Genomic DNA, 25,388 nt, shown 5'->3' on the forward strand with positions numbered 1-25,388 from the left:
TTATGCTTTATTTTTTAGTTTACATCTAAGGAGTTAAGCGGAAAGAATGGTAAATAGAGGGATATCCCAGCTTTCTGTCGGCAACGCATCAACTTGTTGGCATTGGTGTGCCAGTCCCACAGGAACAAAATTTTTCTGTTGCCAATTTTGTAATGTACGATCATAAAAACCACCGCCCATTCCCAGACGATTTCCTTGCTTATCAAAGGCTACTAAAGGCGTAAAAATAATATCTAATTTTTCAGTTGGCAGCACATTTCGCACATCTAATTTCGGTTCAAGAATCCCAAATTTATTTTTTACTAAGTTCGTATTTTCTTGATAACGCAAAAATAGCAAATGATGTGGTGAAAATGGGTGCAACAAGGGCAGATAGACTTCACTCTCGTGTTGCCACAATTTCTCAATAAGCTGTTTTGTTGAAATTTCACCATCAAAAGAAAGATATAGACCAATCCGTCTGGCTTTTTTTTGCATAATAAAATGAAGAGCTTGCTGTGTAATGTTCTTTTCTGCTTCAAATTGTTGTTGGGGACTTAAATTCTGCCGCACTTGGCGGATATGCTTGCGAATGGCTTTTCGTTGTTGAGAAATCAAGCAATCATTCATAACTGATAAGAAAAAGAGAAACCCAAGATGCCGTTGCGAGTGGTAGTCCTTGAACCCGAAGGCTCAAGGGAATCAGTTATATTGTTTTTAGGCTTCTTACATCAGGGTAAAAACCAAGGTAAGCTTGCTCACCAACAAAAGGAAACCGATTCATCAGATTGTAGTTATCGGCTCAGGGACATAACCCGCTGACGAACATCTCAGGTAATACTAAAATTAGTTTTATACTACTCTAATTTATCTTGCTTGACCAGTTTATTTTTCTATCAACTGGACAAAATACCATTCTTTCTCCAATTTAACGATCAATCATTCAATTTCTGCGCTAACACAGTTTGTAATGAACTGCCTAACTGCTTAATTTGAGTACTTACTGCATTTTCAATCATCAGCGTTTTTTGTTCTTGTTGTAAAAGCTCATAGCTTAAATTTAATGCCACAATAGAAAGTACTTTATCTAATTGTAAAATACCTGTCCGTTCTTTCATTTCTGAAACTCTTTGATCTAATGCACGAGCAGCTTGACGCAAAGCATCTTGCTGTTCCACTGGGCAATTCAAACGTAAAATTTGCCCTAATACAGATAATTCAATGCTGTTATTTTGAGATGACATAATTCCTCGCTTAATCAATTTGGCTTATAACAAATAAAGAGCGGTGATTTTTCTGGCATTTTAGCCAATCATATTTCTGTGCTATTATGCCATAGCAAATATTTTTCGTCATAAAAATCCGCCTGATTGTGGAGAGCTTAATCTAACAGTGCTAAACTACGCCTATCTTTAGCAAAAGGAAAAAATTATGTCTGATATTCTCTGTTATGACGAATTAGAACAAAAACTCCGTCAAGCCACCATTCCTGTTACCGCAGCGGAATTGCACGGCTTTCTCACTGGCTTAATTTGTGGCGGCGCGAATGAACAAAAATGGCCGATTTTTATGAATGAATTTACCAATAATGGGGAAGCCTACCCCACTGCTTTATTAAAAGAAGTATCGGCACTTTACCACGATGTTCAGCATAGCTTAGAAGATATTGATAGCTTCAATTTTCAACTTTTCTTGCCCGAAAATAGTGATGTTTTTAACGAAATTGATGCCCTTTCAGAATGGACAAGCAACTTTTTGCTCGGTTTAGGCTTAGTGCAAGCAAAAATGGATAAAGAGACGGGTGAAATTGGCGAAGCCTTAGATGATCTGCAAAATATTGCCGTGTTGGCTTATGAAGAAGATGACGATCCTGAAGAGCTGGCGGAATCCTTAGAACAAGTAGCGGAATATGTTCGCACGCTGGTGGCTGTGCTTTATGCCCATTATCGTCCTTATCAAGTCACACAAAAAACCGTATTACATTAAGGAGAACAAAAATGGATCTTGCTTATTTAGCCCAAATCCCCGAGCAAGAATTTGTGCAACGCCGTGAAAAATTGCTAGCACAAATGACAGATAACAGTTTGACAATCATTTTCTCAGCGCAAGAACAAATACGTAATAAAGATAACTATCATCCATTCCGCCAAGATAGCTATTTTTGGTATTTGACCGGTTTTAATGAGCCTGATGCCATATTAGTATTAACCAAAACCGCACAACAATCTCGCACAATATTATTTTTACGCCCTCGCGATCCCCTAATGGAAACGTGGAATGGTCGCCGTCTGGGGGTAGAAAAGGCGGTCGCTAAATTAAACGTAGACGAAGCCTATTCCATTGAAGATTTTTCTACACAATGGCAAAAAATCAGCCAAAATTTTACCGCACTTTACCATAACCCTGAAGCCCAGCCTTGGGGTAATAAATTGTTGGAAAAAAGTGCGGTGCAATTTTCACAAGTTTTTGATTGGGCTGATATAGTAGATGAAATGCGTTTAATCAAATCTGCCAATGAAATTACGCTTTTACAACAAGCGGGACAAATCTCAGCACTTGGGCATTTACGTGCGATGAAACAAACCCGTCCAAACCGCTTAGAATTTGAAATTGAAGGGGAATTACTACACGAATTTAACCGCTTTGGCGCACGTTTTCCGTCCTTTAATTGCATTGTCGCAGGCGGTGAAAACGGCTGTATTCTGCATTACAACGAAAATGATCAGCCTTTGAAAGATGGCGAATTGGTATTGGTGGACGCTGGCTGTGAATTTGCTTACTACGCTGGTGATATTACGCGCACTTATCCCGTTAATGGCAAATTCAGCCAAGCTCAGCGTGAAATTTATGAAATCGTGTTAAATGCACAAAAGCACGCCATAAAATCCTTAGTAGTAGGAAGTAATATTCAGCAAGTGAATCAAGAAGTGATCCGCATTAAAGTGGAAGGCTTGGTACGCTTAGGTATTTTGCAAGGCGAAGTCGATCAGCTGATCGCCGATGAAGCCTACAAAGCCTTTTATATGCACGGTTTAGGCCATTGGCTTGGCATTGATGTCCACGATGTAGGACGTTATAGCCTTGAAAAAGACAGCAAATTACGCGATCGTCCATTAGAAGTGGGTATGGTGCTGACGGTTGAACCGGGCTTGTATATTCCAACCAATGCCGATGTGCCAGAGCAATATAAAGGGATTGGCGTGCGTATTGAAGATGATATTGTGATCACCGAATATGGCAACAAAGTGCTAACCAGTGCCGTACCAAAAGAAATTGATGAAATTGAACAAGTGATGGCAGCACATAACGCTTAATAACAATGAAGTAAAACGGGGCAATAATGGAACAAATTGAGCATTATGATGTGATTATCGTGGGCGGCGCAATGGTGGGCTGTACCCTTGCTTTAGCGTTAAGTGCGCAAACCCAAGGTAAAATGCGCATTGCGTTATTAGAAAAACAAGCGCCACAGCAACATCAGCAAAGCGGTTTTGATGCCCGTTGTATTGCCCTTTCAGCAGGTTCTTGCCAACAACTTGCGCAGCTCAATTTACCCAACCAACAATCATTATGGCAACAAATTTCGCCCCTTGCCTGCCCCATTGAGCATATTCACGTTTCTGATAAAGGTCATAGTGGCTTAATAGAATTTCACGCTGATGAGTTTCAGCTAAAACAACTGGGGGCGGTGGTCGCATTACAACCAGTGGGAGAAATCTTGCTGACCGCAATCAAGCAATACGCCAACATTGATTATTTTTCCCCAGTGGAAATTGAGCAGATCCAATTTGATCAAGTGCGGGTGAAAATTTCGTTAAAAAATCACCGCACTTTATCTTGTCAGCTGATTATCGGTGCAGACGGCACGCAATCTTTGGTGGCGAAATCTGCCAACATTGCTATCAACAAACTTCGCGATTATCAGCAAACCGCCATTATCACCAATATTCAGCCGCAACAGCCACATCAGCAACGTGCCTTTGAGCGTTTCACTACGGAAGGCCCGCTGGCGTTGCTGCCATTGCAAGAGAATTTAATGTCTTTGGTATGGTGCGTAAAATCGCCCGATGAGCTAATAGCATTGCCTGATGAAGCATTTCTCGCTCGTCTACAACAACAATTCGGCTGGCGGCTTGGCAAGTTGCAACAATGCGGCAAGCGTTTTGCTTATCCTTTGGCGTTATATCAAGCCAGCCAGCATATTCATCACCGCACCGCGTTAGTCGGCAATGCCGCACAAACCTTACACCCCATTGCAGGGCAAGGGTTTAATCTTGGTATGCGTGATGTGATTTGCTTGGCTAAATTGTTAAGCCAAGCCTTTATTCAAGGGCAAGATCTCGGTACTTATTCTTTATTAAGCCAATATGAAAATGCACGCCAAGGGGATCAAACAAGGCTCATCAACTTAACCAACGGCTTGGTTTCTCTCTTTTCCAATGAATTATTGCCACTACAAATTGGACGAAATTTAGGACTAATGGCAATGGCACAATCTCATTTACTCAAACAACAATTTATCAAACCAACATTGGGGTGGTTAGCAGAATGAAAAATTTTGATCTGATTATTATCGGCGGTGGAATGGTTGGGCTTGCGATTACCGCCAAATTAAAAAATACCGCAATGCGTATTGCTCTGATCGAACCTAATCCGCCACATTTTTCTTTAGCGAATATTGCTTATCGTGTCAGTGCGTTAAATCTTGCAAGCGAACATTTATTGCAAGAGCTCAATGCGTGGCAAACCATTCAAGCTGAACGTGCCACCGCCTACGATAAAATGCTGGTGTGGGAAAAAGACAGTTTCGCCAAAATTGAATTTGACACCAAAGGCCTAGGCATTCCGCATCTTGGGCATATTGTGGAAAATCAGCTCATTCAGCATAGTCTGTGGCAACAAGTGGCTACACAAGAAAATGTGGACATTTTCAACGCAACAGCGCAACATTTGGGCATTAACGAGAGCACCGCCATCCTCACCTTAACAGACGGGCAAATGTTGGTGGGCAAACTGGTTGTGGGGGCTGATGGGGCTAATTCTTGGTTACGCCAAAAAGCCAACATTCCATTGATTTTCCGCGATTATGGACAATATGCCTTAGTGTGTAACGTGAAAACCGCAGAGCCACATCAACACTGCGCCAGACAGATTTTTGCTCCAGATAGCATTTTGGCATTCTTGCCATTACATCAAGAAAATCTGTGTTCTATCGTGTGGTCGCTTCCACCAGAACAAGCCAAACAGCTTAGCCGCTGTGAACAAGCAGAATTCAACAAACAGCTGAGCATCGCCTTTGATAATCAGCTGGGATTATGTGAAGTCCAAAGCGAACGCCAAGCCATTCCGCTTACTGCGCGCTATGCACGCAACTTCGCCCAACCCCGTATCGCTCTAATTGGCGATGCCGCACACACCATTCACCCACTGGCAGGGCAAGGGGTAAATCTCGGCTTGCAAGATGCCCGACTACTCGCCCAAGAAATTGAAAAATATTTTGCCCTAGGTTTAGACATCGGTGAATACCGCAACCTACGTTATTACGAACGTACTCGCAAAGCCGAAGCAGTGAAAATGCTGATTGCAATGCAAGGGTTAAAAGATATTTTCTCAGGCAATACCGCATTAAAAAAACTCATCCGAGGAATTGGACTAAACTCACTCAACCAATTAGGCTTATTAAAAGAACAACTCATTCGACAAGGTTTAGGTGTATAGCCCTATATATTTGACAAATAGAATATCGATAAACGTACCGTTTTTATTATCAAAAATAGGGCTGTCCTAGATAACTAACTTACAGATAACAACACTTACCACAAACCGCTTAATGACTTTATTCTGACTTAGACAACTTTTTCTCATAGAGATCATTTTACCTAAATAGCGCATTTAATCTTTATTTAACAACAAATCTAAAACTTATATGTTCGTCATAATAACACTTAATGCTAAAAAGCAAAGCTTTCTTGATAGTCAATCTCAAGTTGGACTTCGCATCAAAGGGAAAGCCTCCTTTATATAAAGAGAATAATATTCACTTATCTTCTGAAATATCTTGGTTGCATCAATTAAACAATGGTGAAATAAACTACCATTTATATTTTGATAATAGTGAACAAAGTTTTATTTCTAAAACTGTAAAACGAGATAAAAATTCTTTATCCATAAAGCTAAATGCTGATCTAGATATCACAAAAAATTCTCAATTATATTTGAATTATGGTAATATTCGTTCTAGCCCTTACTCAAACAATGTAATTAATGCAGGATGGAAGTTTGATCTTTAAATCATTTTCAGAATAAAAATCGTCTCCAATTCATTGCTATAAAAAAGAGCGTTTTCCGTTTAGAATACTCATATCAGAATTCGATCTAAACAAAAGTAAAACGCTCATCTTTTATTCAATAAAGCTACTCATTAAACATAAAGTAGCTTTATTGAAGCTCAGCGGAAAACTGGCAATATAACGCCTAAAAACGTTAGAAAGCTTAGATCTTGAAAATAAAAATAAAATTTTAAATAAGCTATTTTTAACCAAAATATAGTAACGTCAAAAAATAGGATAATGATTTACAAAATCTCACTGGCATGGGTTAAAGACATCGAGAGTCCAAGATTTGAAAGAAGCTAATAAAATGTAAGAAAAAATCATAAATTCCTCCTCCTCTTTGCTCAGAATAAGGAAACTTGCTTAAAATTAACACAACTAACGATTTTTTGCAAAAAAATCCCTTGCGTGCAGTTATAATATTCGTTAACATTCGCACGTTAGATTTTCTATTGAAGACCAAAAAATAAGAGAATAAATAATGTATCAAGCCCTGTTAATTATCTATTTAGTAGTATCCATTGTACTTATTGGTTTCATTTTGATCCAACAAGGGAAAGGTGCAAATGCAGGAGCATCATTTGGTGGGGGTGCTTCAGGTACAGTTTTTGGTGCAAGTGGCGCTGGCAATTTTTTAACTAAAACCACTGCTATTTTAGCTACTATTTTCTTTGTCGTGAGTATTGCTATTGCTAATATTAATTCTCACAAAAATAATATTCAAACAGGGAAATTTGATAATCTTTCACAAGTTGCAGAAAAAATTCAACAACAGCAACCAAAAGTAGAACAAAAACAGAATTCAGATATCCCACAATAATTTAAACCAAGTTTTGCTCTGATGGTGGAATTGGTAGACACGCTATCTTGAGGGGGTAGTATCCATAGGATGTGCGAGTTCAAGTCTCGCTCAGAGCACCAAAACACTTAACTAAGCCTTTCGTAACCGCTCGAAAGGCTTTTTTAATGCCTGTAATTTCAAGGATTTATCGCATTTCACCTATCGCAACTAATCGTAGCTAATTGAGTTAAGGCGCGGATTTTAGTAACAAGTTTAGTAACAAGATGCTACACTTTAAAATATTTCCCAAAAAATCTTGTTACTACAACTACGAGGAATGCTTATGCCACGCATCACGAAGCCACTCACCAACACAGAAATAGATAAGGCTAAAATCAAAAATAAAGAGTATAACTTAACCGACGGTAACGGGCTTATTTTAAGAGTTAAGCCCACTGGCGCTAAGGCTTGGCTATTTAATTATTATCATCCAGTTACGAAAAAGAGAACTACTTTTACGATTGGAGTTTACCCAAGCATTACCCTAGCCCAGGCTCGCGCTAAGCGTGAAGAATTTCGTGCGTTACTTGCCCAAGGTATCGATCCGCAAGAGAACGCCAAGGAAGAAGAACAGGCTATCAATGAGCAAATAGAGAACAGTTTTTTGTCTGTAGCTGAAAAGTGGAAAGAGAAAAAAGCATTAGAAATTGAGCCTATCACCTTGAAGAAGAATTGGCGACGCTTGGAAACTTATGTTTTCCCTTTGCTCGGACATTTCCCCGTTGCTGAAGTGCTGCCTAATGTGGTGATCAAATCCCTTGAACCATTAAACCACCAAGGCAAAGGCGACACACTAAAGCGCACTATTCGCTTAATAAACGAGATTTTAAATTATGCCGTAAACTATGGCTTACTGCCTTTTAATCCTTGCGCTAACGTTAATGCAGTGTTTAATTTTGGCAAAAATGAGCATAACCCCACTATTCGCCCTGAAGAATTGCCAGAGCTGCTTTATAAGCTACAAAATTCAAAGATGACGCTATTTACTCGCTGCTTAATCAAATTCCAGCTTTTAACGATGACGCGGCCAATTGAAGCCAGTAGCGCAGAATGGACTGAAATTGATTTGGCTAAATCGTTGTGGGCTATCCCTGCAGAAAAAATGAAAACTAGAAAGCCGCACATCGTGCCACTTTCCACCCAAGCCCAGCAGGTGCTGAATGTAATGCAAGAATTTACGGGCAATGCGCAGTATGTTTTCCAAAGTGCCAGAGTGCCAAACAAGCCAATGAATAGCCAAACTGTGAATAAAGCGCTTGTTGATTTGGGATATAAAGACAAACTGACAGGCCACGGATTGCGCTCAATTGGTAGCACTTATCTGAATGAGTATGAGCCGATGATTTCGCCTGATGTCATTGAGGCTTGTCTCTCTCACGGCATTAAAGATCAAGTTCGACGTGCTTATAATCGTTCTGATTATCTTGAACAGCGTAAACCAGTGATGCAACTTTGGGGCGATTATGTGGAAGCGTGCGAAAAGAAATTTTAATAGAAGAAAATTTTTTTTGTTTTGGGTGTTCACCTCGCCAATTCCCCTGTTTTTCTTTTATATTTCAATAGGTTAAGGGGTGAATACCCATATTCACCCGGTGATCACCCTTTTAGGCAATAAAAAAAGGGCATTTCTGCCCTTAACTCATTATTTTAAAAAGGTTTTTATGAACTCGTCCACGTCTTTAAAGTGAATGTTCGTTCTAACCCCTGCTTTCGTTTTTTGTTTGTTATAATCAAATTCATTGCGCTGTTGCTTGATACCTTGCCTAAGTGAAATGGCAAAATTATTTAGGTTCAGCTCTTTTATTCCACTTGCGCCCGTGAAAGCAAGATAAGCGGGATAAAGATGCGTTCTTTCTCGCCCAAACATTCTTGCATTGCCAATAAAAAGCCCATCGCACTTATCACTTGTCAGTAAGTACCCGCAAAATTCCGTGATATGGTCAGTTTGCGATTTCACTTCTAATGCTTCTGCGCTGGTCTGCTGATTATGCAAAGCCCGCTTTGCGTCCATTGGGTCTTTAAATCGCTGAATAAGCTGATAAACCACGCCGCTAATTTCTTGTTCTATCTTTGCCAGCAAGTGCGGATCGCGTTGCTCATCAGGGACAACCCTGTCAAAGTGATAGATCACTCGACGGCGGTCAATTCCCCCGCAACGTTCAGTAAATCGGGTGGCTTCGTTATTGACTATCATCACCATAGCTTGAATAACGGCGTTAAACTCATCTTTATATTTTGGATCAATGCTCACGGCATCGCCCCCCGTAATACTTTTTAATCCTGCCCCATCACCGCCATAGCGTGATTGTTCAGCACAAATGATCAAGTTCTTATTTGCTAAATTTGCCCGCCCTCTTGGGGTGTCCATATCTTCCAAGCGTCCTTGTGTAGTGCTTTTGTTGCCTACTAGCATTGTCGCAATCTTGGCAAAAACTGATTTACCGCTTCCGCCATCGCCTGTAATTTCAAGAAATAACTGCCAATCGTAGCGGTTGGTTAAAACAGCATAAAGCCCCGCTAGAATGTTAGTTTTCTTCTGTTCGTTGCCGTTAGCAATAAAGTTCAACCAGCTATCAAAATGCGGCGTTAGCTCGGGCTTGCCTGTATAATCGCAATCAAGGTGAGAAATAACAAAATCTTCCCGCTTAATAGGCTCAAAAGTTAAATCATTGCGGTTTAACGTGCCATTTTTAAAGTAAATCAGAGTAGAAGACGGCTTACACATTTTAGGTAATTGCATTTTTAGCGTGTTGATTAGTCTCAATACAGTGACGTCGCTATAGGCAAGTTTTTTTTCTTCAAGAAAGAACACTGCTTTATCTTCTAGCGTTTCATCATCTAACCGTTGCCATATTGTTTCGCTGTAAGCATAAACTTCACAGCTTCCACGTTGGACTGCTAGATCCAGCCCTAGCCATTGTTTGAAAGCTCTGGCTTTCTCGTTAGCGGGTGAACGGTCTTTAATCGTGATTTCTTCACCTTGCGCCACCTGTGCAATAATTTCCGCAGTTTCTGGGGCTTTTCGCATTTCACGGTAAAGATTAATGTCTTTGTTCAAGTTTTGGTTTAGTGTGAGCGTGGCGCAATCATACAAGCCCGCAATTTCCGCTTTCGTTTCCGTGGCTAACTTTAAGCAAAGTGCGGTGATATTTTCCTGAGAAAGTTCGCCGCATTGAATAAATTTTATTGCACGTTGATCAGGGGTCGCAATCCTAATATTACCAAGGTTTGCTAGCTGTTTTTCACCTAAAATAACAGGCTTTTGATCATAGCGGGAAATTTCTCCCCCGCTGGTTTTAAAGGGTGGAATTTGCAATGCGTCCGCAATATTCTGCCATTCTATGCCTGCTCCCTTGTTCCACACTTCCCACGCCCGAGAGCCGGCGAGAATAATCAAATCATCAAAAGGGCAATTATTCCACGGCTGTTTTAAGTGCGGTGCGTTTTTAGTGAATTTTTCCATTATTTCCCCCGCATTTTACTTTTTCTAATTGTGTGAGAACTTTCGTTACCATTTGTTGAAGTTGCCCAGCCAAGAAGCCACAGATCACTGAATTAAGTAAATGTTCTGCAATTTCTTCATTACTGAATAATTTCATTAATTCCTTGTAGTCTTTTGTTGGTGCTTTAGGGGCGAGCTCAAGCAATCTTTGAGAAATGACACTCGCTTCTTTGGCAAATTGTATTGATGAAAGCGGATCAATCTCGGCAATCCCAGCCAACACATCAGCCAATTCATCAAAAGCAACGGCTAAATAAGGAAATTCAGGGTTATTTGTGCCATTGATAAAATTACCGTTTCTAATGCCTATTGCTTGTAATTCGGTTTCATTCAATTTATCAAAATTGACTTCATCGTTATTCATTGCTTCCCCCTTTCTTAACTTTTAATCCTTTTGTTGCACTGTTTTTGATAGATTTCAGCGCATCTACTGCCCCTTTTAAATGCCCGTTATGTAAGTAGTTTTTCGCAAAGTTAAGGTAAAGTTCCGCGTCCTTAATGGCTTTTACTAACTGTTCCCAATTCGGCAATGTTTCAGGTTCAAAAGGTTTAATTTTTGTTCTGCGTGAACGTATTGCTTTGGCCATTCTATACCTCCCCTAAATGCTCTAAACCTTGATCCATTAATACCAATGCACCACGCAAAGCGGTTTGCATATCAATGATATTTACTTCTTTTTCATTTGCATTGGCTGCCATTAAAACGATGGTATAGGCTTCCCATAAGCGGGATTGTGCTTGCAAATAATGTTGGTCTTGTGTGGTTTTAGTTGGTTTAGTCATTGCTCACCCCCAATTTTTCTTTAATAAAATTCAGACGGTGATTTAATGAATTAATATGGTTATAAAGTGCCGTATTAATACCTTTTAACGCTTCTTCTAACTCACAATAGTCAAATTTGTCTAAATCTGAATAGTGAGCTAATGCGTGAATAAGTGTTGCTGGTTGATGAAGATTTTCAATATCACGCTCTAAAAGCCCTAGTTGAAAGGCTAAATCTTTGTTATCCATTCTGCACCTCCGCCATAGCTGAAGTGAGTACGATAGGGGATAAAGCGCGGTCGTTTTTTGCTAAGTTTTTAACGTTAATGCAACCGGCAAAAATAAGAACGAATTGCTTAGCTAATTTTGCTCTTGCTTGCATTTCAGTTTCAGCAAAAATGCGGATTTTATAAATTTTGTTGGTTAAGTCTGTGCGACGAATTGCCGCAAAAATGAAGAGTTTCATTGCGTTTGCTCCACAAGTAAATAGTTTTCGTGAAGTTACCGAGAAAGTTCTGAGGCTTGGGCGGTAACGTGTTACGGGCTCAGAAACTGCGACTTGTGGAACACAGCAAAGGGCGAAACCTTTCCCATAACACGCTACCATAGAAGAAGACGCCATTTCTAGGCGTTCTTTGGGTGTGTTTGTGCTACGCATAAAAAAACACGCATTAATAGGCGTGTTACTATACGCCACAAGTTTATCGTTCGAGTTCTGAGGCTCGGCTACAGATTTTGCTGTAGCGATAAAAATACTAAAAAAATCACCGCACTTTGTAAAGTGTTTTTGTTGTGAATTATTTTCATATTTGATAGAATTATTTTCAATTAAATTCATAGAATATCCTTTGAGTTTAGTTCGGAAAGATACACGGCAGTGAGCTGTATCGGGTTCTTTTCTGTAAAATCGTCGTAATGGGTAAAGCATTCACTTCTTGGGCGATCCTTGAAGTGGGAACTAACGCCGCTAGGGTGAACCTTGTGGCGTTTTTTCTTGCCTGCGTTTTTTAGCTATGTTGCCCTCTTAGATAATTAAGTGCGGTTGCTGTAAGCTGTGCTTTGCGTTGTGAATAGCTAAGCCCAAGTTTTATCATTACGGCATTTTCAGAAAGTAACTCGTCCACCAGCATTAGCTGGTTTTCTGTGAGAAATTGACGAATGTCCGCGTCTTTTAGGTGGTCGTGCATTTCTAGCCATTTCTTTTTGCTCATTCCTAACGCTACGCAATAAACAAGGTTATTCTCTCGGCTGTAGGCGTGAGGGTCGTCTTTGCCTTGTTTCTCAATGCTAAATTTGATTGCGTCATTAAGTCGGCGCTGGTCATTTTTCAGGTTGGCCCGTGAAGTAATCCAACTTTTCATCTGGTTGAATTTTTTAATGTAGGCTTCTTTAAATTGCATTGCTTTCTTGCCAGTAAATCCCATTGCCAGCAAAGTAAAACCGTCTTGGGTCATTAAGTAGATTGGTTGCTTTTTGCCACGCTCATCGATGTAATTTGACGGCTTAAAATTGAGCCGCCAAAATTCAGGTGAACAATTCAATTCTTTAATGGATTTCAGTACGTTTTTATGTTGCTTTCCAAAATATTCCGCCACTTTCAAACTGTCGGTCATTGCCACAGTTTCACTATGAAAGAGTTTAGGGAATACGGCGTTTTCTAATTGGTTCATATTCATTATTGCCCCCTTGCTGATTTCTGTTCTTCAATCCACGCATTCACTTCATCTAAATCCCAGCGGATAAAATTTTGTGAAAAGCGGATCGGCTGCGGGAATTGATTTGCTTTAACTAGTTCATTCAATTTCGTGCGGCCAAAGCAAACAACGGCACAAACTTCTTTGCCTGAAATGAGTTTTTTAGATTGGGTTTGTGATTGGTTCATAAAAAATACCTCTCGTTAGTTTAACTATTTATTCGGTTCGTAACGTTACGAGGGGTATTAGAAGGGATTTTGGAATTACTTTCGAGATTCGGAAGTCATAAGAAAATTTACAAATAAAATAACCTATTTTAAAGTTGCTAATACAAAAAAAGCGTAAAATCTTATTAGTAATTTTACGCTTAAGCTTTTTATATGAACTTTGGGGAAGAATGTGAAAGTAGTTTTAATGCCTTCTTCTTTACTGTTTGTCTGACTGTGTCTATCCTTGATATATCATATTCATCAGGAAATAAAACATCAGCGATTTCTTGATCTCGTATTTTTTTACCTGTTATCATTCCCCACAACATTAGATCTATATAAGGTATAACTTTGTATTCAATTAAACTTTTTATTTCACTTTCAGATATAATTTTTCCATTTTCTCTTCTTTTTTTTCGATATGATGATAATATTTCTTTAAATTGTTTGAAAATAGCCTCGTCTGAAAAATGAGTGTCAATTGAAATAATAAGCCCCAAATGCTTATTAATTTCCTCCATCATTTTAGAATTATCTAGCTCTAATTCTTCATAATCAGATATAGAAACTTCATCCCAAATATCCTCTATGTTTTCTTTTTTTTCTTTTTTTTCTTTAGATTCTTCTACATATTTCCCTACATCATCTAAGACCTTTATGAATTCATCATTTCCCCAAATCTTAGCCAGTTCATATATAAAAAATATGAAAAAATCACCAAGCTCATGTATTGAATCGTCGCTAGATATTAGATCATCTCTAAATACATTATTTTTAATGTCTAGTGGAAACTCAGATATAGTTTCTTGATTAACTGAAAAAAAGTTCTCTTTACCATTCTTTAAATATTCATAAGCATGAAGTCTATATAACCAAACTAAGCGCCATTGGTTACGGTTCATATACTTAAGATTTTCATAATCATCTAAACTAAACCATTCAGGAATGCTTGTTTTTAGTTTCATAAATGCCCCTTTAGCATTTGCCCTTATGAATGGAAACACGCCAGCAAGCTAAGGGGGCTTGTTTTCGGTGATCAGCCTAGGCGTATTTGATTGAATGCAATTTATCGCTAAAAGTTGAATGGCGATTGATTGCGGTGAGTTTATTTATTGAGTAGGTATGATATAATAACTTCGTTATTTTTGGAAAGAAATAACGCCCGTAGATTTGCAATGACAAATATGCAATACGGTATAGGTGTCCCAACCTAAAACGCCCTCAGAATTGAGGGCGTACTCCTATCTAGCGCATAAACTTTTTCATTTCTTCAAAGTATTTATTTTTCGCTGCTTCTAACGCACGTTTTTCACCTAATCGCTTTCCTTGTTCCATAAAGTTTGCCCCTCTCATTTTGCTTGTTCCGCGATCAACAAGAAACCAGTAGAACGGATCTGTTTTATCCCTTGTGTTAGCGTGAATGCTTGCCATTTTTCGCCCTTTTGTTCGTCTGATCCTGATGATAGCCTTTCCGCTTTCTTTATCTCTGGCAATCGTTGTTTTATGTCTTAAGTTATTTTTTAAGGTGTTCTTTCTGCGGAAATCCGTGCTTTTACTTAATACGGGAATAATCGGCTTAACAATATCTTTATAAACCTTTGCCCCTGCATTTAATCCTTTCCGCATTGCTTTGCCGTTCTCATTATTTAAGGCATTTTTTGCTTTACGCATAAACTTTTCAATTTCTTTGCTAAAATTTCCCATTCTATTTACTCCAATAATAAAAGAAATAATACATTGTACTGCTGTACATCAGCAGGTAAATTAATTCATTGTTCATCTATAAATCTATTCCGTTAAAGTGTTCTAATGCCTGTTGATGTTCGTTGGATAATTCAAAAATCACATCGCCATATTCAAGCTGATATGTGCCAAAAGACATCAAGAAGGCAATCGCCGGGTCAATTTTATTGGCTGCCTTTTTCTTGTTTGGTTTAATATTGGCGTTTGCGTCGGTTTCCATTACCACGTTAGACAATGCCCAAGCAAGCACGGGATCGCCGTTGTGTTCTATCACTTGGCGGTTGATTAAGACTTCCGTTGATTTTGCCACAGGGCTAAAGCGTTGATAGGTTTGCGGGAATGGCTCAACTTCTAGCCCTGCCGCTTGTAGCTGGGTTCTTAGGTGTGTGGCATTCCAAACATCAAAGCCAATCATTTTGATATTAAATTGCTCTGCGTCTTTCAAAATATCATCGCGGATTTTGTCATAATCGATACAATCCCCTTCTGTTACTTTTAGCCAACCTTGGCGCACCCATTGGCGATAGATGGCGCGGTTTTTGTTGGCCACATTGTTAAGCTGATATTCAGGCAAATAATGACGCGTTATCAACCGCACTTTCTTTTCTTGTGGGAAGGTGTAGCAAATGCTGGTTAAATCGTTGGTTGAAGAGAGATCCAAGCCCATATAGCAATCTTGGTGAAGTAAATCTTGTTCGCTGTAATCACGCTTGCACTGCGCCCAGCTGCCTTCACTTAGCCACGGCGTTTGTCCTTGGCACCAAACATTAAAGCGTTTAGTGAGCATTTCCACCCATTCGGACGGTATGCCACGGGCTTTTTTGATGGTGTTTTCAAAATCAAGTTGCGGGATAGATTTGTTAATATTGGGGTTCGCTTTGATCCAGTTTTCAGGCTGGTCAATTTCGCTTTCGTCGTCCAATTCAAAAATCAGAATAAACAAACTATCATTCTGTTCATTGCCTGCCAGAATTTGGGCGCAATAGTCATAATGCTGTTTGCACGCTGAAATGGTGTTACTGCCTGCGGTGGTGATGGCAAATAATAGCCCTTCTGGTCTTGCTCCTTGCCCAAGTTCTAACGCGCTGTAAACGCTGTTGTCTGCGTGTAGGTGATATTCATCAACAATCGCAAGGCTTGGGTTAGTTCCTTCAATGGTGCTAGATTTCGCTGCCAGTGGGCGCATTAAGCTATTGTTCTTGGGGTTGATCAGTTTATGCTGTTGAATGCTGATCCGCTTTTTCAATGGTGCAGAAAGCAAGCACATTTGGCGTGCGTCATCAAAAACAATACGCGCCTGATCACGACTTACGGCCGCAGTATAAATGTCTTGTTGCCCTTTTTCCATAATCAGAAACCAATTTGCCAACACAGCGGCTATGGTTGATTTCGCATTTTTCCTTGCCACTTGCACATAGGCGGATCGGTATTTTCGCAAGCCGGTTTCTTTGCGCTTGAAGCCAAGCAAATTAGCAAAAAGAAAGATTTGCCAATCAGATAATTCTATCGGCTGTCCCCTTAAATGCCCTTTAACGTGCGGGCATAAGCGAGAGAAAGCAAGGAATTTTTGCACCGCACTTTCATCAAAGAAATAATCAGGGTTGCTTAAATCCGCAAAATAACGGGCTACAGCTTGTTTTATTTTCTGGCAAGCGATAATTTCCCCGTTCTGCACTTGCTCAGCATAACAACGCCAAGGCATTTACATTCCCATAATATCGTCAATGGCGTCGTTTTCTTCCGTTTCCACTGGATTTTTACGGCGACTAACGGGATCGAAACCAAGCAAGGAAGACATTTTTATGATAATCTTTTCCGCCTCACTTTTTGCTGTTAAAGCTGGATTGCGTGATTCTGTACCTTGGCTATTGGTGATACTAAACCCACGCTTAGCAATATCTTCTATAGCTGAACGATAAAGCGAATAATTAACGCAATAAAGTTCTAAATTGGTGTAATCTTCTTCGGTTATATCGCCACGCTCTGCCAGAACTTTTATTTTTTTATTCCATTGGTCTTTGGCGATTTTATCGAGGTAACTCGGGGCTTTTGGTATGTTTTTCTTGTTCATCTTCTAACCTTTTCTATAACTATATTTTCTAAAAAATTGCTGTGCGTAAAAATTTGAGGGGGCGGGCGGTTCTACGGCTTTCGGCTTTTCTTTTCAAAACTCCCCCTACCTTGTCTATCTCATTGATTTTAAAGCAAAGCTCAAAATTGAGCTGGTTCAGTTGTTTCGATATCGAAACAGTTGGCTTGCAGTTGTGGTCATATGGTAACAACTGAATGAACTGTGGGCATATGGCCACAGTTGAAATAGTTATGGCTACATCACCACAACTTACTTCTTCGCCCCAAATCCGCGCTTATCTATCACCCTTGTCTTGTAGCTATGACAATCACGGCATAAGGCTTGATGATTACTTGCTACCCAAAAGAGCGGATCAGCTTGCCCATTCTCTACGGGCTTAATATGGTCTATCACTGTTGCAGGCGTATGTAATCCCTTTGTTAAACACATCACGCACAAAGGATTATGCTTTAGGTATTGTGCGCGGTATTTGCTCCATTTATGGTCATAGCCTCTTGCGCTACTGCTTGGGCGGTTGTCCTTTGGTTTAGTCTGATGTTCTTCGCATCTGCCAGATTTCACACGATTACGGCAACCAGGGAAAGAACAACGCTTTAAAGGTTGATAAGGCATAACATCACCTTAATAGATACAGGGTTCGCGGTACACTTCCCACAGGGATTTGATTGTCATTGGCACAATCGTTTGATTAATATCCGTGGTTATTTCCCTGTTAGTGTAAAGGTGCGCAATATACATCAAGCAACCTACTTTAATAGTTGGGTAAAAAGGGATTGTTGTTGCGGTTTCTTCTTCCGCAAAAGTTTTCCCTATATGACGTTGTGCCACTTCGATTGATACCACGGCATAGCGTTCTAACAAGTCATCATCAAGATGAAAATCTTCCATAATGTTCAAGTGTGCTTTGATTTCCTCTAGCGAAATAACAAGATCAACGTTCGCCATAAGCTTCCCCTTCTTTACACATTAACTGCAGTTCTCTGTGTTCGTCCTTGCTGTCGATTACTGAATAAATATCCCAATGCTGATCGCCATATTTCACCCGCATTTTTCTTGTTACATTGGGAAAATAACGAATGCGCACGCGGATAATATTTTCACCTAATTGAAATGGCCCACTAAAATATTCGCGCCCTTGCAAGGGTTCAATGCTTGCCCGCACCGTTGCCACATCTTCCCAAAATGTTTTATTGCCACCATAAGGATTGAGCTGCTTTTCTTTCTCGTGATTACGTGCTTGTAAGGTGATCACTTTGTTATATTTTCCGGCTCTAATCATTCTCGCCATTTTTACCACCTTTTTTCACTTCTACGGTCTGTTTCCACGCTTGGCTAAATTCATCACCGCCAACATAAGGCGAAAGCCCTTCACGTCTGCGCACTTCATTAGGGTTCATAATGCCGGCTTTAATTGCCGTGTCGTAACTATTGAAGCGATCGTTTTGACTGGTTCGTAATAAATCACTGGTATCAAATTCAATCAAATAACGTTGCTTGCTTTGGCGGCTAACGTCCACCATCAACGCATCTTTTAACTGTTGTTCAAAGTTAGTCAGCCACGGGCGCAAGGTTTGCGATAAAAAAGCACGGCTTGCTTCGCTAAAATTGGAATAGCTACTATTGGAATAATCTTGCAAAAAGATCGGGCTGATATTGTAAATACGCGCAATATCGGAAATCGTAAACGTACGGCTTGCCAACCATTCCGCATCTTGGTTCGTCATTCCTAACTGCTTATATTCCATTGAACCTTCAAGCACCGGTGTTTTACCTGCATTTTTTGCCCCTTTGTAACGTTCCAAGGCTTTCAATGCTTTCTTGCCTTTGGCTTCGTCTAACCATTCTGCCGTTGTAATTAGCCCGCTGGCCATCAAGCCATTCTTCATCACTGCTGCGCCGTGTTTTTGCTGTGCCATTCCTAAGCCTACGGTTTCACGACAAATCGCAATCGGAGAACGCCCCATAAAGCCATCAAGTGAAGAATGGCGCAAATGCAACACTTCATCTTGCAAATAATTCTTTGTCTTGCCGTCTAAATCGGTGATTTGATAAATATGCTCACCTTTTGGCGTGCGCAAAATATTCACCGCACTAGGCTGATAAGGTGTAAGGCTGACTGGCTCACCCTGCTTATTCCATTCAATCACGGCATACGCATTCCCATTTAGTAAACAATGGCGCATTAGGGTATATTTGAATTGATACGGTGTTTGATTGCGGTTCGGCATTTCATTCAATAAATAATCAACAGGATGATCGAAAACACGCTCACGCCCATCTTGCTTTAATTGATATAAATAACACGGCATTGAAGCCACCGCTTCCGCAATCACGGTAACGGCATTCATTACTGCAGGTAAGGCTTCCGCTGTCTGTGGGCTAACAAATTCGCCTGCTGACGTATTTGATACGCCTAAATAAGAAATTAACTCATCAATTCCCAAAGGCTGGCTACGTTGTTCTGTCTTACGTTTAAATGGCCACATCTTATAACCCCGCTAAATCAACCCAATAAGATAAAAGTGCGGTGCTTTTCTGCTGCATTTTTGCTTTGGCTTGTGTCATTGAGCGCTGAGCAATCTGCACATTACTTTCAGGATAAGCGGGAATGCTAGTTACAGTGATTTCCACCAATTCCGCACTATTGACCGTTCTCAAGCACGGCGTGGCTTCAAAATCCCACGCTTCCGCCTTGGCATAAAAGCCAAAAGACATTCCTGAAATATCGCCACGTTCTACGCTGACGAATAAATCACGCCCTAACGTGGTGTCTGGCGGAGTAAGCTCAAAGCGTAGCCCTATGCTGTCTTCTTCCAGTTTCAATGTGCCGGCACTGGTTCGCCCAAGTAGCTTAGTGTGATCGTGTTCAAATAACGCCCGTACATCTTGGCCACTGGCTAAACTCGCTGCAAAAGCATTCGGTGCAAACTGTTCAACAAAATCCCCCCAGATTAATTCACTTGGGCTATTCCATTGCACCACATAGCCAACCAGCTTTTTATCTTGCGCTTGAATATCAGATGAACGAATTTCAAAATCTTTATTCATATTCTACCTACTGACAAAAAAGGGGCTGAAAGCCCCTCTGATTGGTTATGCTGTTGTTTCAATAAACTTAATGGCGTTACTATCCACCACGCCACCGCCCAAATATTTATCCGTGTGAACTTTATAAAAGCCCGGTTCGGTGATATTGTCAGGACGAGTGCGCACGCCTGTTTCGTGATCGATAATGTAATAACCACGTTTAAAATCACCAAAAGCAAGCACCGCTTGATTTGCGCCACCGGTTGGCATTGTTTCCAAATAATAAACAGGGCGACCTAATAACGTGCTTGGCGCGTCAACCGTTAAACCATCACGCCAAATAAAATCACCGTTTTTGTTTTTCAATTTCTGCAATGTAGCCGCAATGCTTGAACTCATCACCCAAACCGCATTTTTACGGTATTTGCTATGCAAGGTGTAGAATAAATCAATCAGCGTGTCCGCTGTGATTTTGTCCGTGTTGGTAACTTCTAATTTTTGCAATTCGCCAAAAGTGCGAGTTTTGTCATTCGCAGTAGAACGCGTATAAGCTAATAGCCCTTTTGCTTTTTTGTCCCCATCACCAGAAGTCAAATCAACTTCTTCCGTCTCGGTGAAGCTCTCGCTAATTTCTTCAGTCAACCAGCCCAACACATCAATAGAAGAAAAGTCTAAAATTTCTTGGGTGGTTTTCGGGTAAGCATAGATTGGATTTAATGCGATAGTAACTTCATTTAATTTCGGGGTGTTCGTGCCTGTGCGCGCTTGACCTTCTTCACCGTGGTTCACTACCGCACCGCCAGCAGAAACCAATTTCTTATATTCTTTCGCACCAACAGGCAAACGCACCACATTAGCAATCTGACGCATTACACTATCATCTGTTAAGCGTTTCATCACTTGCTTGTCTAATTGTGGAATAACGGAATAACCGCCATCATCATTTGCTGTAGTGGAAAGATTAGAACGCAATTCACCCGTTTTAATATAATGGCGCAACTCATCATTGCTAAACTGAGCTTTATTACGGGTTTCTACTGGCTCACCTTTTTGACTGCGTTCTTCATCTGCTACAGTTTCATAGCGGGCGATTTCATCAGACATCTGTTTAACTAAATCTTTCAGCTTATCAAACTGACCGCTTTCTTCTTCGTTTAATGAACGATTTTCTTTTTCTGCTTTTTCCAACAAAGCGCGCATTTCTGCTGTGTGTTGTGCTTTTTGTTGGCGAAGTTCTAATAGCTTTTTAAACATAGTTTTTATTCCTTAAAATTATTAATTTGTTCAAATTTATATGTAATATCAAAAGCAATAGCTGAAGAAATCCATACATTGCTGGTAGTATCAAAATCATAGTCATAACTACGAGCAAATTTTATTGAAAGATTTTCAAAAGCGTGCTTTAAGATAAGGTTATAAATTTTTTCAGAAAGTGTATCTAGCCCATCTTCACCGGCCTCAAAGGGTAAGTAAGAAACAATGTTTAAACCGGCGTGCCATTCTTGATAGCCTATTACACTTTGATCTGCATTCGCATCATCAATAAATACAGCCACCAATGGCAAATCAGCATCTAAATCAGCAATTCTAGGTACGCCATTAGAATAACGACCAATCCCTTCTAGATTATTTTCCAAAAGGGAAAGCACCTCTTTTCTAATATCATTATGAATATTCATTTTTTGCCTCAAATTTCTTCTTAATTAAGAAGGCTACAATTAGCCCATATCACAAGATAAACAGATATTTAGGAAAGTAAATAGCTTATTTTTTAGGCGATTAGATACGGTAAGTTATGAAAAGTTAATAAAGTTTAAGTGATTGTTTTTTAACCAAAGAAAGGAAAGAAAAACAGGATTTTTAAAGGGTGAACACTGGTGAACACCGGTGAACACTAGTGTTCACCCTAAAAAGAGAATATAAGATATTAATATATAAGTATTTTTTCTTTAAAATTTTAAAAGGTGAACACGGTGAACACAGTTATAAAAAAATATATTTGATTTAATAAAAAGTAAGAATAGAATATCTGAAGCAATCAATGAATTTTGTGTGATTTTTGTTTTTAGTAACAAGGATAGTAACAAGAAATCAAACAAACGTAAAAATATCATTATATATCAATAAATTAAAATTAAGTTCAAGTCTCGCTCAGGCACCAAAACACTTAACTAAGCCTTTCGTAACCGCTCGAAAGGCTTTTTTAATGCCTGTAATTTCAAGGGTTTATCGCATTTCACCTATCGCAACTAATCGTAGCTAATTGAGTTAAGGCGTGGATTTTTGTTACACGTTTAGTAACACACCGCTTAATGTGCTACTCTCTGCCTAAATAGCGTGTTATAAAAACTAAATACATTGTAAAAACTTTAAATAGATAAAACTGTCAAACAAAAGAATTAATGTAAAAATGCTGGTGATACTTGATATAAATCAAGTAATGTATGCGAGCAAGATTCAACGATAAAAAAGGAAGTAAACACAAATGGTAAAACTCAGTGAAAATCAAGTTACACCAGAACATATTTTTAAACAACGTCGTCAGCTAATTATGGGCTTGGGAGCTGGCAGTGCAATGGCCTTTATGCCAAAAATTTCGTTAGCAGAACAAACAGAGGACAACCGCAAAGCATTAACCTTTAATGCGCAAGCAGATAATCAGCTTGTATTGACACCTGAAGATAAAGTGATTGGCTATAATAATTTCTATGAATTTGGCACAGATAAAGGTGCACCCGCACAGTATGCCAAAAATTTCAAAACCGATCCGTGGAAACTGGAGATTGGTGGTGAAGTTGAAAATCAAGTTGTATTAGATTTAGATGATTTACGCAATAAATTTCCTTTAGAAGAACGAATCTACCGTTTTCGCTGTGTTGAGGCTTGGTCGATGGTAATCCCTTGGATTGGTTTTGAATTGAATAAGTTACTAGCGTTAGTGAAACCAACTTCTAAAGGAAAATATGTTGTATTTCATACACTACACGATCCAGAACAGATGCCTGGGCAGAAAAATTATTTCTTTGGTGGCGGTATTGATTACCCCTATGTTGAAGGCTTAACTATTGATGAGGCGATGAATAGTTTAACCTTGATGTCAGTCGGCTTGTATGGCAAAACGCTTGCACCACAAAATGGTGCACCAATTCGTTTGGTTGTGCCTTGGAAATACGGTTTTAAAAACATTAAATCTATTGTTAAAATTACCTTACAAGAGGAGCGTCCATTAACGACTTGGCATAAACTCGCCCCACACGAGTATGGTTTTTATGCGAATGTAAACCCAGAGGTGGATCATCCTCGTTGGTCGCAAGCATCTGAGAGAGTAATTGGCGCTGGTGGTTTGCTAAGCATTAAACGCCAACCAACATTAATGTTTAACGGCTATGCAGAGCAAGTTGCACACTTATATGCTAATTTAGATTTACGTAAGAATTATTAATAAGTCAAAGACAATCCCAATGAAAATTACCGCATTTACTGTATTACGCTATATTATTCACCTCACCGCGGGGCTACCATTAATTTGGTTAGGGTATAACCTTTATACTGATAATTTGAGCTATTTTGGCAGTGATCCTATCAAGGAAATCATTCATTTTTTAGGCTGGGGCGCTATTCTTGCTATTATTGTATTATTTGGTTTTCGCTTAATTGTCCAACTGAGTAATAATAAAATGCTTTTGAGTTTACACCGCCCTTTGGGTTTGTGGGGTCTGTGTTGGGGAACATTGCATATTATTAGCTATCTTGCGTTTGAGCTAGCATTTGATTTTTCGCTATTCTTATCTGAGTTATTACAGCGTTTCTATTTACAACTAGGGCTAGTTTCCCTGTTATCTTGGGGAGTTATTGGAGTTTCTTCTATCCCTTATTTACGCAGAAAATTGTCCGCTCGTTGGTTTAAACTGCATCAGTTTTCACATTTGGTTTTAGCTTTAGCGGTATGGCACTATTTTCTTGCTGTGAAAGGGTATGATCTTTATTCGCTCTTATTTATTGTACTTGCTATTGTTTTTATTATTTGGAAATATTTTAATAAATTATTAATAAGGTTAGTCAAACAATAAAATTGCTAACTATCATTAAAATATTATTGAGTTTTTTAAATAATACTAGAAATATTTCAATCTGTATCAGATTAACTAATATACCTATCTGATACAAATTATATCAAGGTTTTTGTGATTTTATCTAAGCACCTTGATTATAAATCGTTGCCCGCCCCTCTCTAGCAAAACCAACTAAAGTGAGTTGACTTTGTTTAGCTTGTTGCACAGCAAGTGATGTAGCGGCTGAAATCGCGACTAGACATTCAATACCAACGATAACGGTTTTTTGTACCATTTCATAACTGGCACGACTAGAAATTAATACAAAGCCTTGTTTTTTTTGCTGTTTACTGTACCAACCTAATAATTTATCTAAAGCGACGTGACGCCCCACATCCTCTCGAATAGCAAGTAAATTTCCTTGTAGATCAAAAAATGCAGCTGCGTGAGTTGATCCCGTTTTCTGTCCAAGCTCTTGAGAGGTTTGCAATTTAACGAGACAATCATCCAGAATGGACATATTTAAAGAAAAAGTGCGGTGTAAAACAGGTAAATTTTTATGGATTTTCTCTAACTGTTCCGTGCCACAGATACCACATCCAGTTCTACCGATGAGGGTACGACGACTTTCTTTAAGCGCAACAAAACAACGCGTAGCAATCTCTAAGTGTACTTCTATGCCATTACAAGTTTCTTCTATATCAATACCGTAAACGTCTGCAGGCTTTTCAATAATCCCTTCAGTAATTGAAAATCCAAGAGCAAAATCTTCTAAATCTTGTGGAGAACACATCATCACTGTATGACTAATACCGTTATAGACTAAAGCTACAGGCACTTCTACCGCAAGATTATCTTCTCGTTCTTCAAGCAAGAATGTCCTTTCAACTTGTTGATAATTTGTTAATTTTTTGAAAAAAATAATTGGCAATTTTGTGATCCAGCTCAAGCCTTTTCCCCTTCTTAATCAAGATTATTTATAGATTTTGCCTGCAAAAAAGCGTATCCTTAAGATCGTATATATTTTGTTAATTGTAATACAATTTGCAATAAACTATACAGTACTGAATTTTATTGATGTAAAAAAATATTCATTGAGATAAATTCAGTCCCCAAACGAATATCAATAAATTCTACTACTACACAATAACACA

General features: G+C 39.3%; 31 protein-coding genes, 1 tRNA gene and 1 other RNA gene. 10 read left to right on the forward strand and 23 right to left on the reverse strand.

The features are described from left to right. Nucleotides 1–33: 33 nt before the first annotated feature. The 3 genes from L5B71_RS02725 to L5B71_RS02735 form a co-directional block, all read right to left on the reverse strand. The gene (locus tag L5B71_RS02725) at nt 34–609 is read right to left on the reverse strand and encodes a 5-formyltetrahydrofolate cyclo-ligase (RefSeq protein WP_442780732.1); all 576 of its coding nucleotides are present in this window, start codon (nt 607–609) and stop codon (nt 34–36) included. A 15-nt stretch (nt 610–624) separates the two neighbouring features. Next, a non-coding RNA gene (ssrS, locus tag L5B71_RS02730) (6S RNA) lies at nt 625–819 on the reverse strand. A 95-nt stretch (nt 820–914) separates the two neighbouring features. Then, entirely contained in the window at nt 915–1,223 is a 309-nt protein-coding gene (locus L5B71_RS02735; RefSeq protein ID WP_265756855.1) for a cell division protein ZapA, read from the reverse strand. Between the two features lie 196 nt (nt 1,224–1,419). Between L5B71_RS02735 and L5B71_RS02740 the strand changes: the two genes are divergently transcribed. The 8 genes from L5B71_RS02740 to L5B71_RS02775 all read left to right on the forward strand — a co-directional run bounded on the left by L5B71_RS02740 (nt 1,420) and on the right by L5B71_RS02775 (nt 8,644). Beyond that, nucleotides 1,420–1,965 (forward strand): YecA/YgfB family protein, encoded by a 546-nt coding sequence (locus tag L5B71_RS02740; protein WP_442780738.1) that lies wholly within the window; start codon nt 1,420–1,422, stop codon nt 1,963–1,965. 11 nt (nt 1,966–1,976) lie between these two features. Continuing rightward, on the forward strand, nt 1,977–3,293 hold the full coding sequence (pepP, locus tag L5B71_RS02745; RefSeq protein WP_265756857.1) for a Xaa-Pro aminopeptidase: 1,317 nt from the start codon (nt 1,977–1,979) through the stop codon (nt 3,291–3,293). A gap of 26 nt (nt 3,294–3,319) precedes the next feature. Then, on the forward strand, nt 3,320–4,531 hold the full coding sequence (gene ubiH / locus L5B71_RS02750; RefSeq protein WP_265756858.1) for a 2-octaprenyl-6-methoxyphenyl hydroxylase: 1,212 nt from the start codon (nt 3,320–3,322) through the stop codon (nt 4,529–4,531). After that, entirely contained in the window at nt 4,528–5,697 is a 1,170-nt protein-coding gene (locus L5B71_RS02755) for an FAD-dependent monooxygenase (RefSeq protein ID WP_265756859.1), read from the forward strand. Before ubiH ends, L5B71_RS02755 begins: the two co-directional genes overlap by 4 nt. 230 nt (nt 5,698–5,927) lie before the next feature. Further along, nucleotides 5,928–6,269: an autotransporter domain-containing protein gene (locus tag L5B71_RS02760; RefSeq protein ID WP_265756860.1), complete on the forward strand. Its 342-nt coding sequence runs from the start codon at nt 5,928–5,930 to the stop codon at nt 6,267–6,269. A 523-nt stretch (nt 6,270–6,792) separates the two neighbouring features. After that, nucleotides 6,793–7,131: a preprotein translocase subunit SecG gene (gene secG, locus L5B71_RS02765; protein WP_265756861.1), complete on the forward strand. Its 339-nt coding sequence runs from the start codon at nt 6,793–6,795 to the stop codon at nt 7,129–7,131. A 15-nt stretch (nt 7,132–7,146) separates the two neighbouring features. Beyond that, nucleotides 7,147–7,232 (forward strand) — tRNA-Leu (locus L5B71_RS02770). 203 nt (nt 7,233–7,435) lie between these two features. Next, complete coding sequence (locus L5B71_RS02775) at nt 7,436–8,644, forward strand: integrase arm-type DNA-binding domain-containing protein (RefSeq protein WP_265756862.1); 1,209 nt, start codon at nt 7,436–7,438, stop codon at nt 8,642–8,644. A gap of 150 nt (nt 8,645–8,794) precedes the next feature. Here L5B71_RS02775 and L5B71_RS02780 read toward each other — a convergent pair whose 3' ends face one another. From L5B71_RS02780 to gpU, 19 genes are all read right to left on the reverse strand, one after another. Beyond that, nucleotides 8,795–10,615 (reverse strand): DNA primase family protein, encoded by a 1,821-nt coding sequence (locus L5B71_RS02780; protein WP_265756863.1) that lies wholly within the window; start codon nt 10,613–10,615, stop codon nt 8,795–8,797. Continuing rightward, nucleotides 10,599–11,018 carry a hypothetical protein gene (locus tag L5B71_RS02785; protein ID WP_265756864.1) on the reverse strand — a complete coding sequence of 140 codons (420 nt, stop codon included), beginning with the start codon at nt 11,016–11,018 and terminating at the stop codon, nt 10,599–10,601. Before L5B71_RS02785 ends, L5B71_RS02780 begins: the two co-directional genes overlap by 17 nt. Further along, nucleotides 11,011–11,241 carry a hypothetical protein gene (locus tag L5B71_RS02790; RefSeq protein ID WP_265756865.1) on the reverse strand — a complete coding sequence of 77 codons (231 nt, stop codon included), beginning with the start codon at nt 11,239–11,241 and terminating at the stop codon, nt 11,011–11,013. The genes L5B71_RS02785 and L5B71_RS02790 overlap by 8 nt, the downstream gene beginning before the upstream one ends. 1 nt (nt 11,242) lies before the next feature. Further along, nucleotides 11,243–11,437, reverse strand: coding sequence for a hypothetical protein (locus L5B71_RS02795; protein WP_265756866.1), 195 nt, complete (start codon nt 11,435–11,437; stop codon nt 11,243–11,245). Continuing rightward, the gene (locus L5B71_RS02800; RefSeq protein WP_265756867.1) at nt 11,430–11,666 is read right to left on the reverse strand and encodes a hypothetical protein; all 237 of its coding nucleotides are present in this window, start codon (nt 11,664–11,666) and stop codon (nt 11,430–11,432) included. Before L5B71_RS02800 ends, L5B71_RS02795 begins: the two co-directional genes overlap by 8 nt. Beyond that, nucleotides 11,659–12,255 (reverse strand): host cell division inhibitor Icd-like protein, encoded by a 597-nt coding sequence (locus L5B71_RS02805; protein ID WP_265756868.1) that lies wholly within the window; start codon nt 12,253–12,255, stop codon nt 11,659–11,661. Before L5B71_RS02805 ends, L5B71_RS02800 begins: the two co-directional genes overlap by 8 nt. Nucleotides 12,256–12,424: 169 nt before the next feature. Then, a complete protein-coding gene (locus L5B71_RS02810) occupies nt 12,425–13,093 on the reverse strand; it encodes a Rha family transcriptional regulator (RefSeq protein ID WP_265756869.1) in 669 nt (222 codons plus the stop codon). Beyond that, nucleotides 13,093–13,299 carry a helix-turn-helix transcriptional regulator gene (locus tag L5B71_RS02815; RefSeq protein WP_265756870.1) on the reverse strand — a complete coding sequence of 69 codons (207 nt, stop codon included), beginning with the start codon at nt 13,297–13,299 and terminating at the stop codon, nt 13,093–13,095. Before L5B71_RS02815 ends, L5B71_RS02810 begins: the two co-directional genes overlap by 1 nt. 188 nt (nt 13,300–13,487) lie before the next feature. Further along, nucleotides 13,488–14,285 (reverse strand): DUF6387 family protein, encoded by a 798-nt coding sequence (locus tag L5B71_RS02820; RefSeq protein ID WP_265756871.1) that lies wholly within the window; start codon nt 14,283–14,285, stop codon nt 13,488–13,490. A gap of 280 nt (nt 14,286–14,565) precedes the next feature. Next, the gene (locus tag L5B71_RS02825) at nt 14,566–15,024 is read right to left on the reverse strand and encodes an HK97-gp10 family putative phage morphogenesis protein (protein WP_265755476.1); all 459 of its coding nucleotides are present in this window, start codon (nt 15,022–15,024) and stop codon (nt 14,566–14,568) included. 76 nt (nt 15,025–15,100) lie between these two features. Further along, entirely contained in the window at nt 15,101–16,765 is a 1,665-nt protein-coding gene (locus L5B71_RS02830; RefSeq protein WP_265756872.1) for a terminase large subunit, read from the reverse strand. Continuing rightward, nucleotides 16,766–17,134 (reverse strand): phage terminase small subunit P27 family, encoded by a 369-nt coding sequence (locus L5B71_RS02835; protein ID WP_265756873.1) that lies wholly within the window; start codon nt 17,132–17,134, stop codon nt 16,766–16,768. A 270-nt stretch (nt 17,135–17,404) separates the two neighbouring features. Next, nucleotides 17,405–17,767 (reverse strand): HNH endonuclease, encoded by a 363-nt coding sequence (locus L5B71_RS02840; RefSeq protein WP_046098031.1) that lies wholly within the window; start codon nt 17,765–17,767, stop codon nt 17,405–17,407. 9 nt (nt 17,768–17,776) lie between these two features. Further along, nucleotides 17,777–18,100 carry a head-tail connector protein gene (locus tag L5B71_RS02845; RefSeq protein WP_265756874.1) on the reverse strand — a complete coding sequence of 108 codons (324 nt, stop codon included), beginning with the start codon at nt 18,098–18,100 and terminating at the stop codon, nt 17,777–17,779. After that, nucleotides 18,087–18,443 (reverse strand): phage head closure protein, encoded by a 357-nt coding sequence (locus L5B71_RS02850; protein ID WP_265756875.1) that lies wholly within the window; start codon nt 18,441–18,443, stop codon nt 18,087–18,089. Before L5B71_RS02850 ends, L5B71_RS02845 begins: the two co-directional genes overlap by 14 nt. After that, complete coding sequence (locus tag L5B71_RS02855; protein ID WP_265756876.1) at nt 18,427–19,641, reverse strand: phage portal protein; 1,215 nt, start codon at nt 19,639–19,641, stop codon at nt 18,427–18,429. Before L5B71_RS02855 ends, L5B71_RS02850 begins: the two co-directional genes overlap by 17 nt. Before the next feature lies 1 nt (nt 19,642). Then, nucleotides 19,643–20,203, reverse strand: a complete 561-nt coding sequence (locus L5B71_RS02860; protein ID WP_265756877.1) for an HK97 family phage prohead protease — start codon at nt 20,201–20,203, stop codon at nt 19,643–19,645. 45 nt (nt 20,204–20,248) lie between these two features. Then, the gene (locus L5B71_RS02865; protein ID WP_265756878.1) at nt 20,249–21,436 is read right to left on the reverse strand and encodes a phage major capsid protein; all 1,188 of its coding nucleotides are present in this window, start codon (nt 21,434–21,436) and stop codon (nt 20,249–20,251) included. A 5-nt stretch (nt 21,437–21,441) separates the two neighbouring features. Next, a complete protein-coding gene (gpU, locus tag L5B71_RS02870; protein WP_265756879.1) occupies nt 21,442–21,861 on the reverse strand; it encodes a phage tail terminator protein in 420 nt (139 codons plus the stop codon). 806 nt (nt 21,862–22,667) lie between these two features. Between gpU and msrP the strand changes: the two genes are divergently transcribed. Together msrP and L5B71_RS02880 are read left to right on the forward strand one after the other, a co-directional pair. Beyond that, nucleotides 22,668–23,624, forward strand: coding sequence for a protein-methionine-sulfoxide reductase catalytic subunit MsrP (gene msrP / locus L5B71_RS02875; RefSeq protein ID WP_265756880.1), 957 nt, complete (start codon nt 22,668–22,670; stop codon nt 23,622–23,624). 19 nt (nt 23,625–23,643) lie between these two features. Next, complete coding sequence (locus L5B71_RS02880) at nt 23,644–24,252, forward strand: ferric reductase-like transmembrane domain-containing protein (RefSeq protein WP_265756881.1); 609 nt, start codon at nt 23,644–23,646, stop codon at nt 24,250–24,252. A 124-nt stretch (nt 24,253–24,376) separates the two neighbouring features. Here the strand turns inward: L5B71_RS02880 and fdhD are convergent, their stop codons facing one another. Next, entirely contained in the window at nt 24,377–25,183 is an 807-nt protein-coding gene (gene fdhD, locus L5B71_RS02885) for a formate dehydrogenase accessory sulfurtransferase FdhD (RefSeq protein WP_265756882.1), read from the reverse strand. Nucleotides 25,184–25,388 lie beyond the last annotated feature (205 nt).

Source organism: Avibacterium sp. 21-586 (assembly GCF_026226775.1).
Taxonomy (GTDB): Bacteria; Pseudomonadota; Gammaproteobacteria; order Enterobacterales; family Pasteurellaceae; genus Avibacterium.

Coding starts and splice junctions, on each gene's coding strand:
- L5B71_RS02780 (WP_265756863.1), bottom strand. CDS start 10,615: ATGGAAAAATTCACTAAAAACGCACCGCACTTAAAACAGCCGTGGAAT.
- L5B71_RS02795 (WP_265756866.1), bottom strand. CDS start 11,437: ATGACTAAACCAACTAAAACCACACAAGACCAACATTATTTGCAAGCA.
- L5B71_RS02820 (WP_265756871.1), bottom strand. CDS start 14,285: ATGAAACTAAAAACAAGCATTCCTGAATGGTTTAGTTTAGATGATTAT.
- L5B71_RS02865 (WP_265756878.1), bottom strand. CDS start 21,436: ATGTTTAAAAAGCTATTAGAACTTCGCCAACAAAAAGCACAACACACA.
- L5B71_RS02850 (WP_265756875.1), bottom strand. CDS start 18,443: ATGGCGAGAATGATTAGAGCCGGAAAATATAACAAAGTGATCACCTTA.
- gpU (WP_265756879.1), bottom strand. CDS start 21,861: ATGAATATTCATAATGATATTAGAAAAGAGGTGCTTTCCCTTTTGGAA.
- L5B71_RS02830 (WP_265756872.1), bottom strand. CDS start 16,765: ATGCCTTGGCGTTGTTATGCTGAGCAAGTGCAGAACGGGGAAATTATC.
- msrP (WP_265756880.1), top strand. CDS start 22,668: ATGGTAAAACTCAGTGAAAATCAAGTTACACCAGAACATATTTTTAAA.
- L5B71_RS02880 (WP_265756881.1), top strand. CDS start 23,644: ATGAAAATTACCGCATTTACTGTATTACGCTATATTATTCACCTCACC.
- L5B71_RS02835 (WP_265756873.1), bottom strand. CDS start 17,134: ATGAACAAGAAAAACATACCAAAAGCCCCGAGTTACCTCGATAAAATC.
- L5B71_RS02825 (WP_265755476.1), bottom strand. CDS start 15,024: ATGGGAAATTTTAGCAAAGAAATTGAAAAGTTTATGCGTAAAGCAAAA.
- L5B71_RS02800 (WP_265756867.1), bottom strand. CDS start 11,666: ATGGATAACAAAGATTTAGCCTTTCAACTAGGGCTTTTAGAGCGTGAT.
- pepP (WP_265756857.1), top strand. CDS start 1,977: ATGGATCTTGCTTATTTAGCCCAAATCCCCGAGCAAGAATTTGTGCAA.
- L5B71_RS02860 (WP_265756877.1), bottom strand. CDS start 20,203: ATGAATAAAGATTTTGAAATTCGTTCATCTGATATTCAAGCGCAAGAT.
- L5B71_RS02725 (WP_442780732.1), bottom strand. CDS start 609: ATGAATGATTGCTTGATTTCTCAACAACGAAAAGCCATTCGCAAGCAT.
- L5B71_RS02810 (WP_265756869.1), bottom strand. CDS start 13,093: ATGAATATGAACCAATTAGAAAACGCCGTATTCCCTAAACTCTTTCAT.
- L5B71_RS02790 (WP_265756865.1), bottom strand. CDS start 11,241: ATGGCCAAAGCAATACGTTCACGCAGAACAAAAATTAAACCTTTTGAA.
- L5B71_RS02805 (WP_265756868.1), bottom strand. CDS start 12,255: ATGAATTTAATTGAAAATAATTCTATCAAATATGAAAATAATTCACAA.
- L5B71_RS02755 (WP_265756859.1), top strand. CDS start 4,528: ATGAAAAATTTTGATCTGATTATTATCGGCGGTGGAATGGTTGGGCTT.
- L5B71_RS02840 (WP_046098031.1), bottom strand. CDS start 17,767: ATGCCTTATCAACCTTTAAAGCGTTGTTCTTTCCCTGGTTGCCGTAAT.
- secG (WP_265756861.1), top strand. CDS start 6,793: ATGTATCAAGCCCTGTTAATTATCTATTTAGTAGTATCCATTGTACTT.
- L5B71_RS02735 (WP_265756855.1), bottom strand. CDS start 1,223: ATGTCATCTCAAAATAACAGCATTGAATTATCTGTATTAGGGCAAATT.
- L5B71_RS02760 (WP_265756860.1), top strand. CDS start 5,928: ATGCTAAAAAGCAAAGCTTTCTTGATAGTCAATCTCAAGTTGGACTTC.
- L5B71_RS02845 (WP_265756874.1), bottom strand. CDS start 18,100: ATGGCGAACGTTGATCTTGTTATTTCGCTAGAGGAAATCAAAGCACAC.
- L5B71_RS02855 (WP_265756876.1), bottom strand. CDS start 19,641: ATGTGGCCATTTAAACGTAAGACAGAACAACGTAGCCAGCCTTTGGGA.
- L5B71_RS02775 (WP_265756862.1), top strand. CDS start 7,436: ATGCCACGCATCACGAAGCCACTCACCAACACAGAAATAGATAAGGCT.
- L5B71_RS02785 (WP_265756864.1), bottom strand. CDS start 11,018: ATGAATAACGATGAAGTCAATTTTGATAAATTGAATGAAACCGAATTA.
- L5B71_RS02815 (WP_265756870.1), bottom strand. CDS start 13,299: ATGAACCAATCACAAACCCAATCTAAAAAACTCATTTCAGGCAAAGAA.
- ubiH (WP_265756858.1), top strand. CDS start 3,320: ATGGAACAAATTGAGCATTATGATGTGATTATCGTGGGCGGCGCAATG.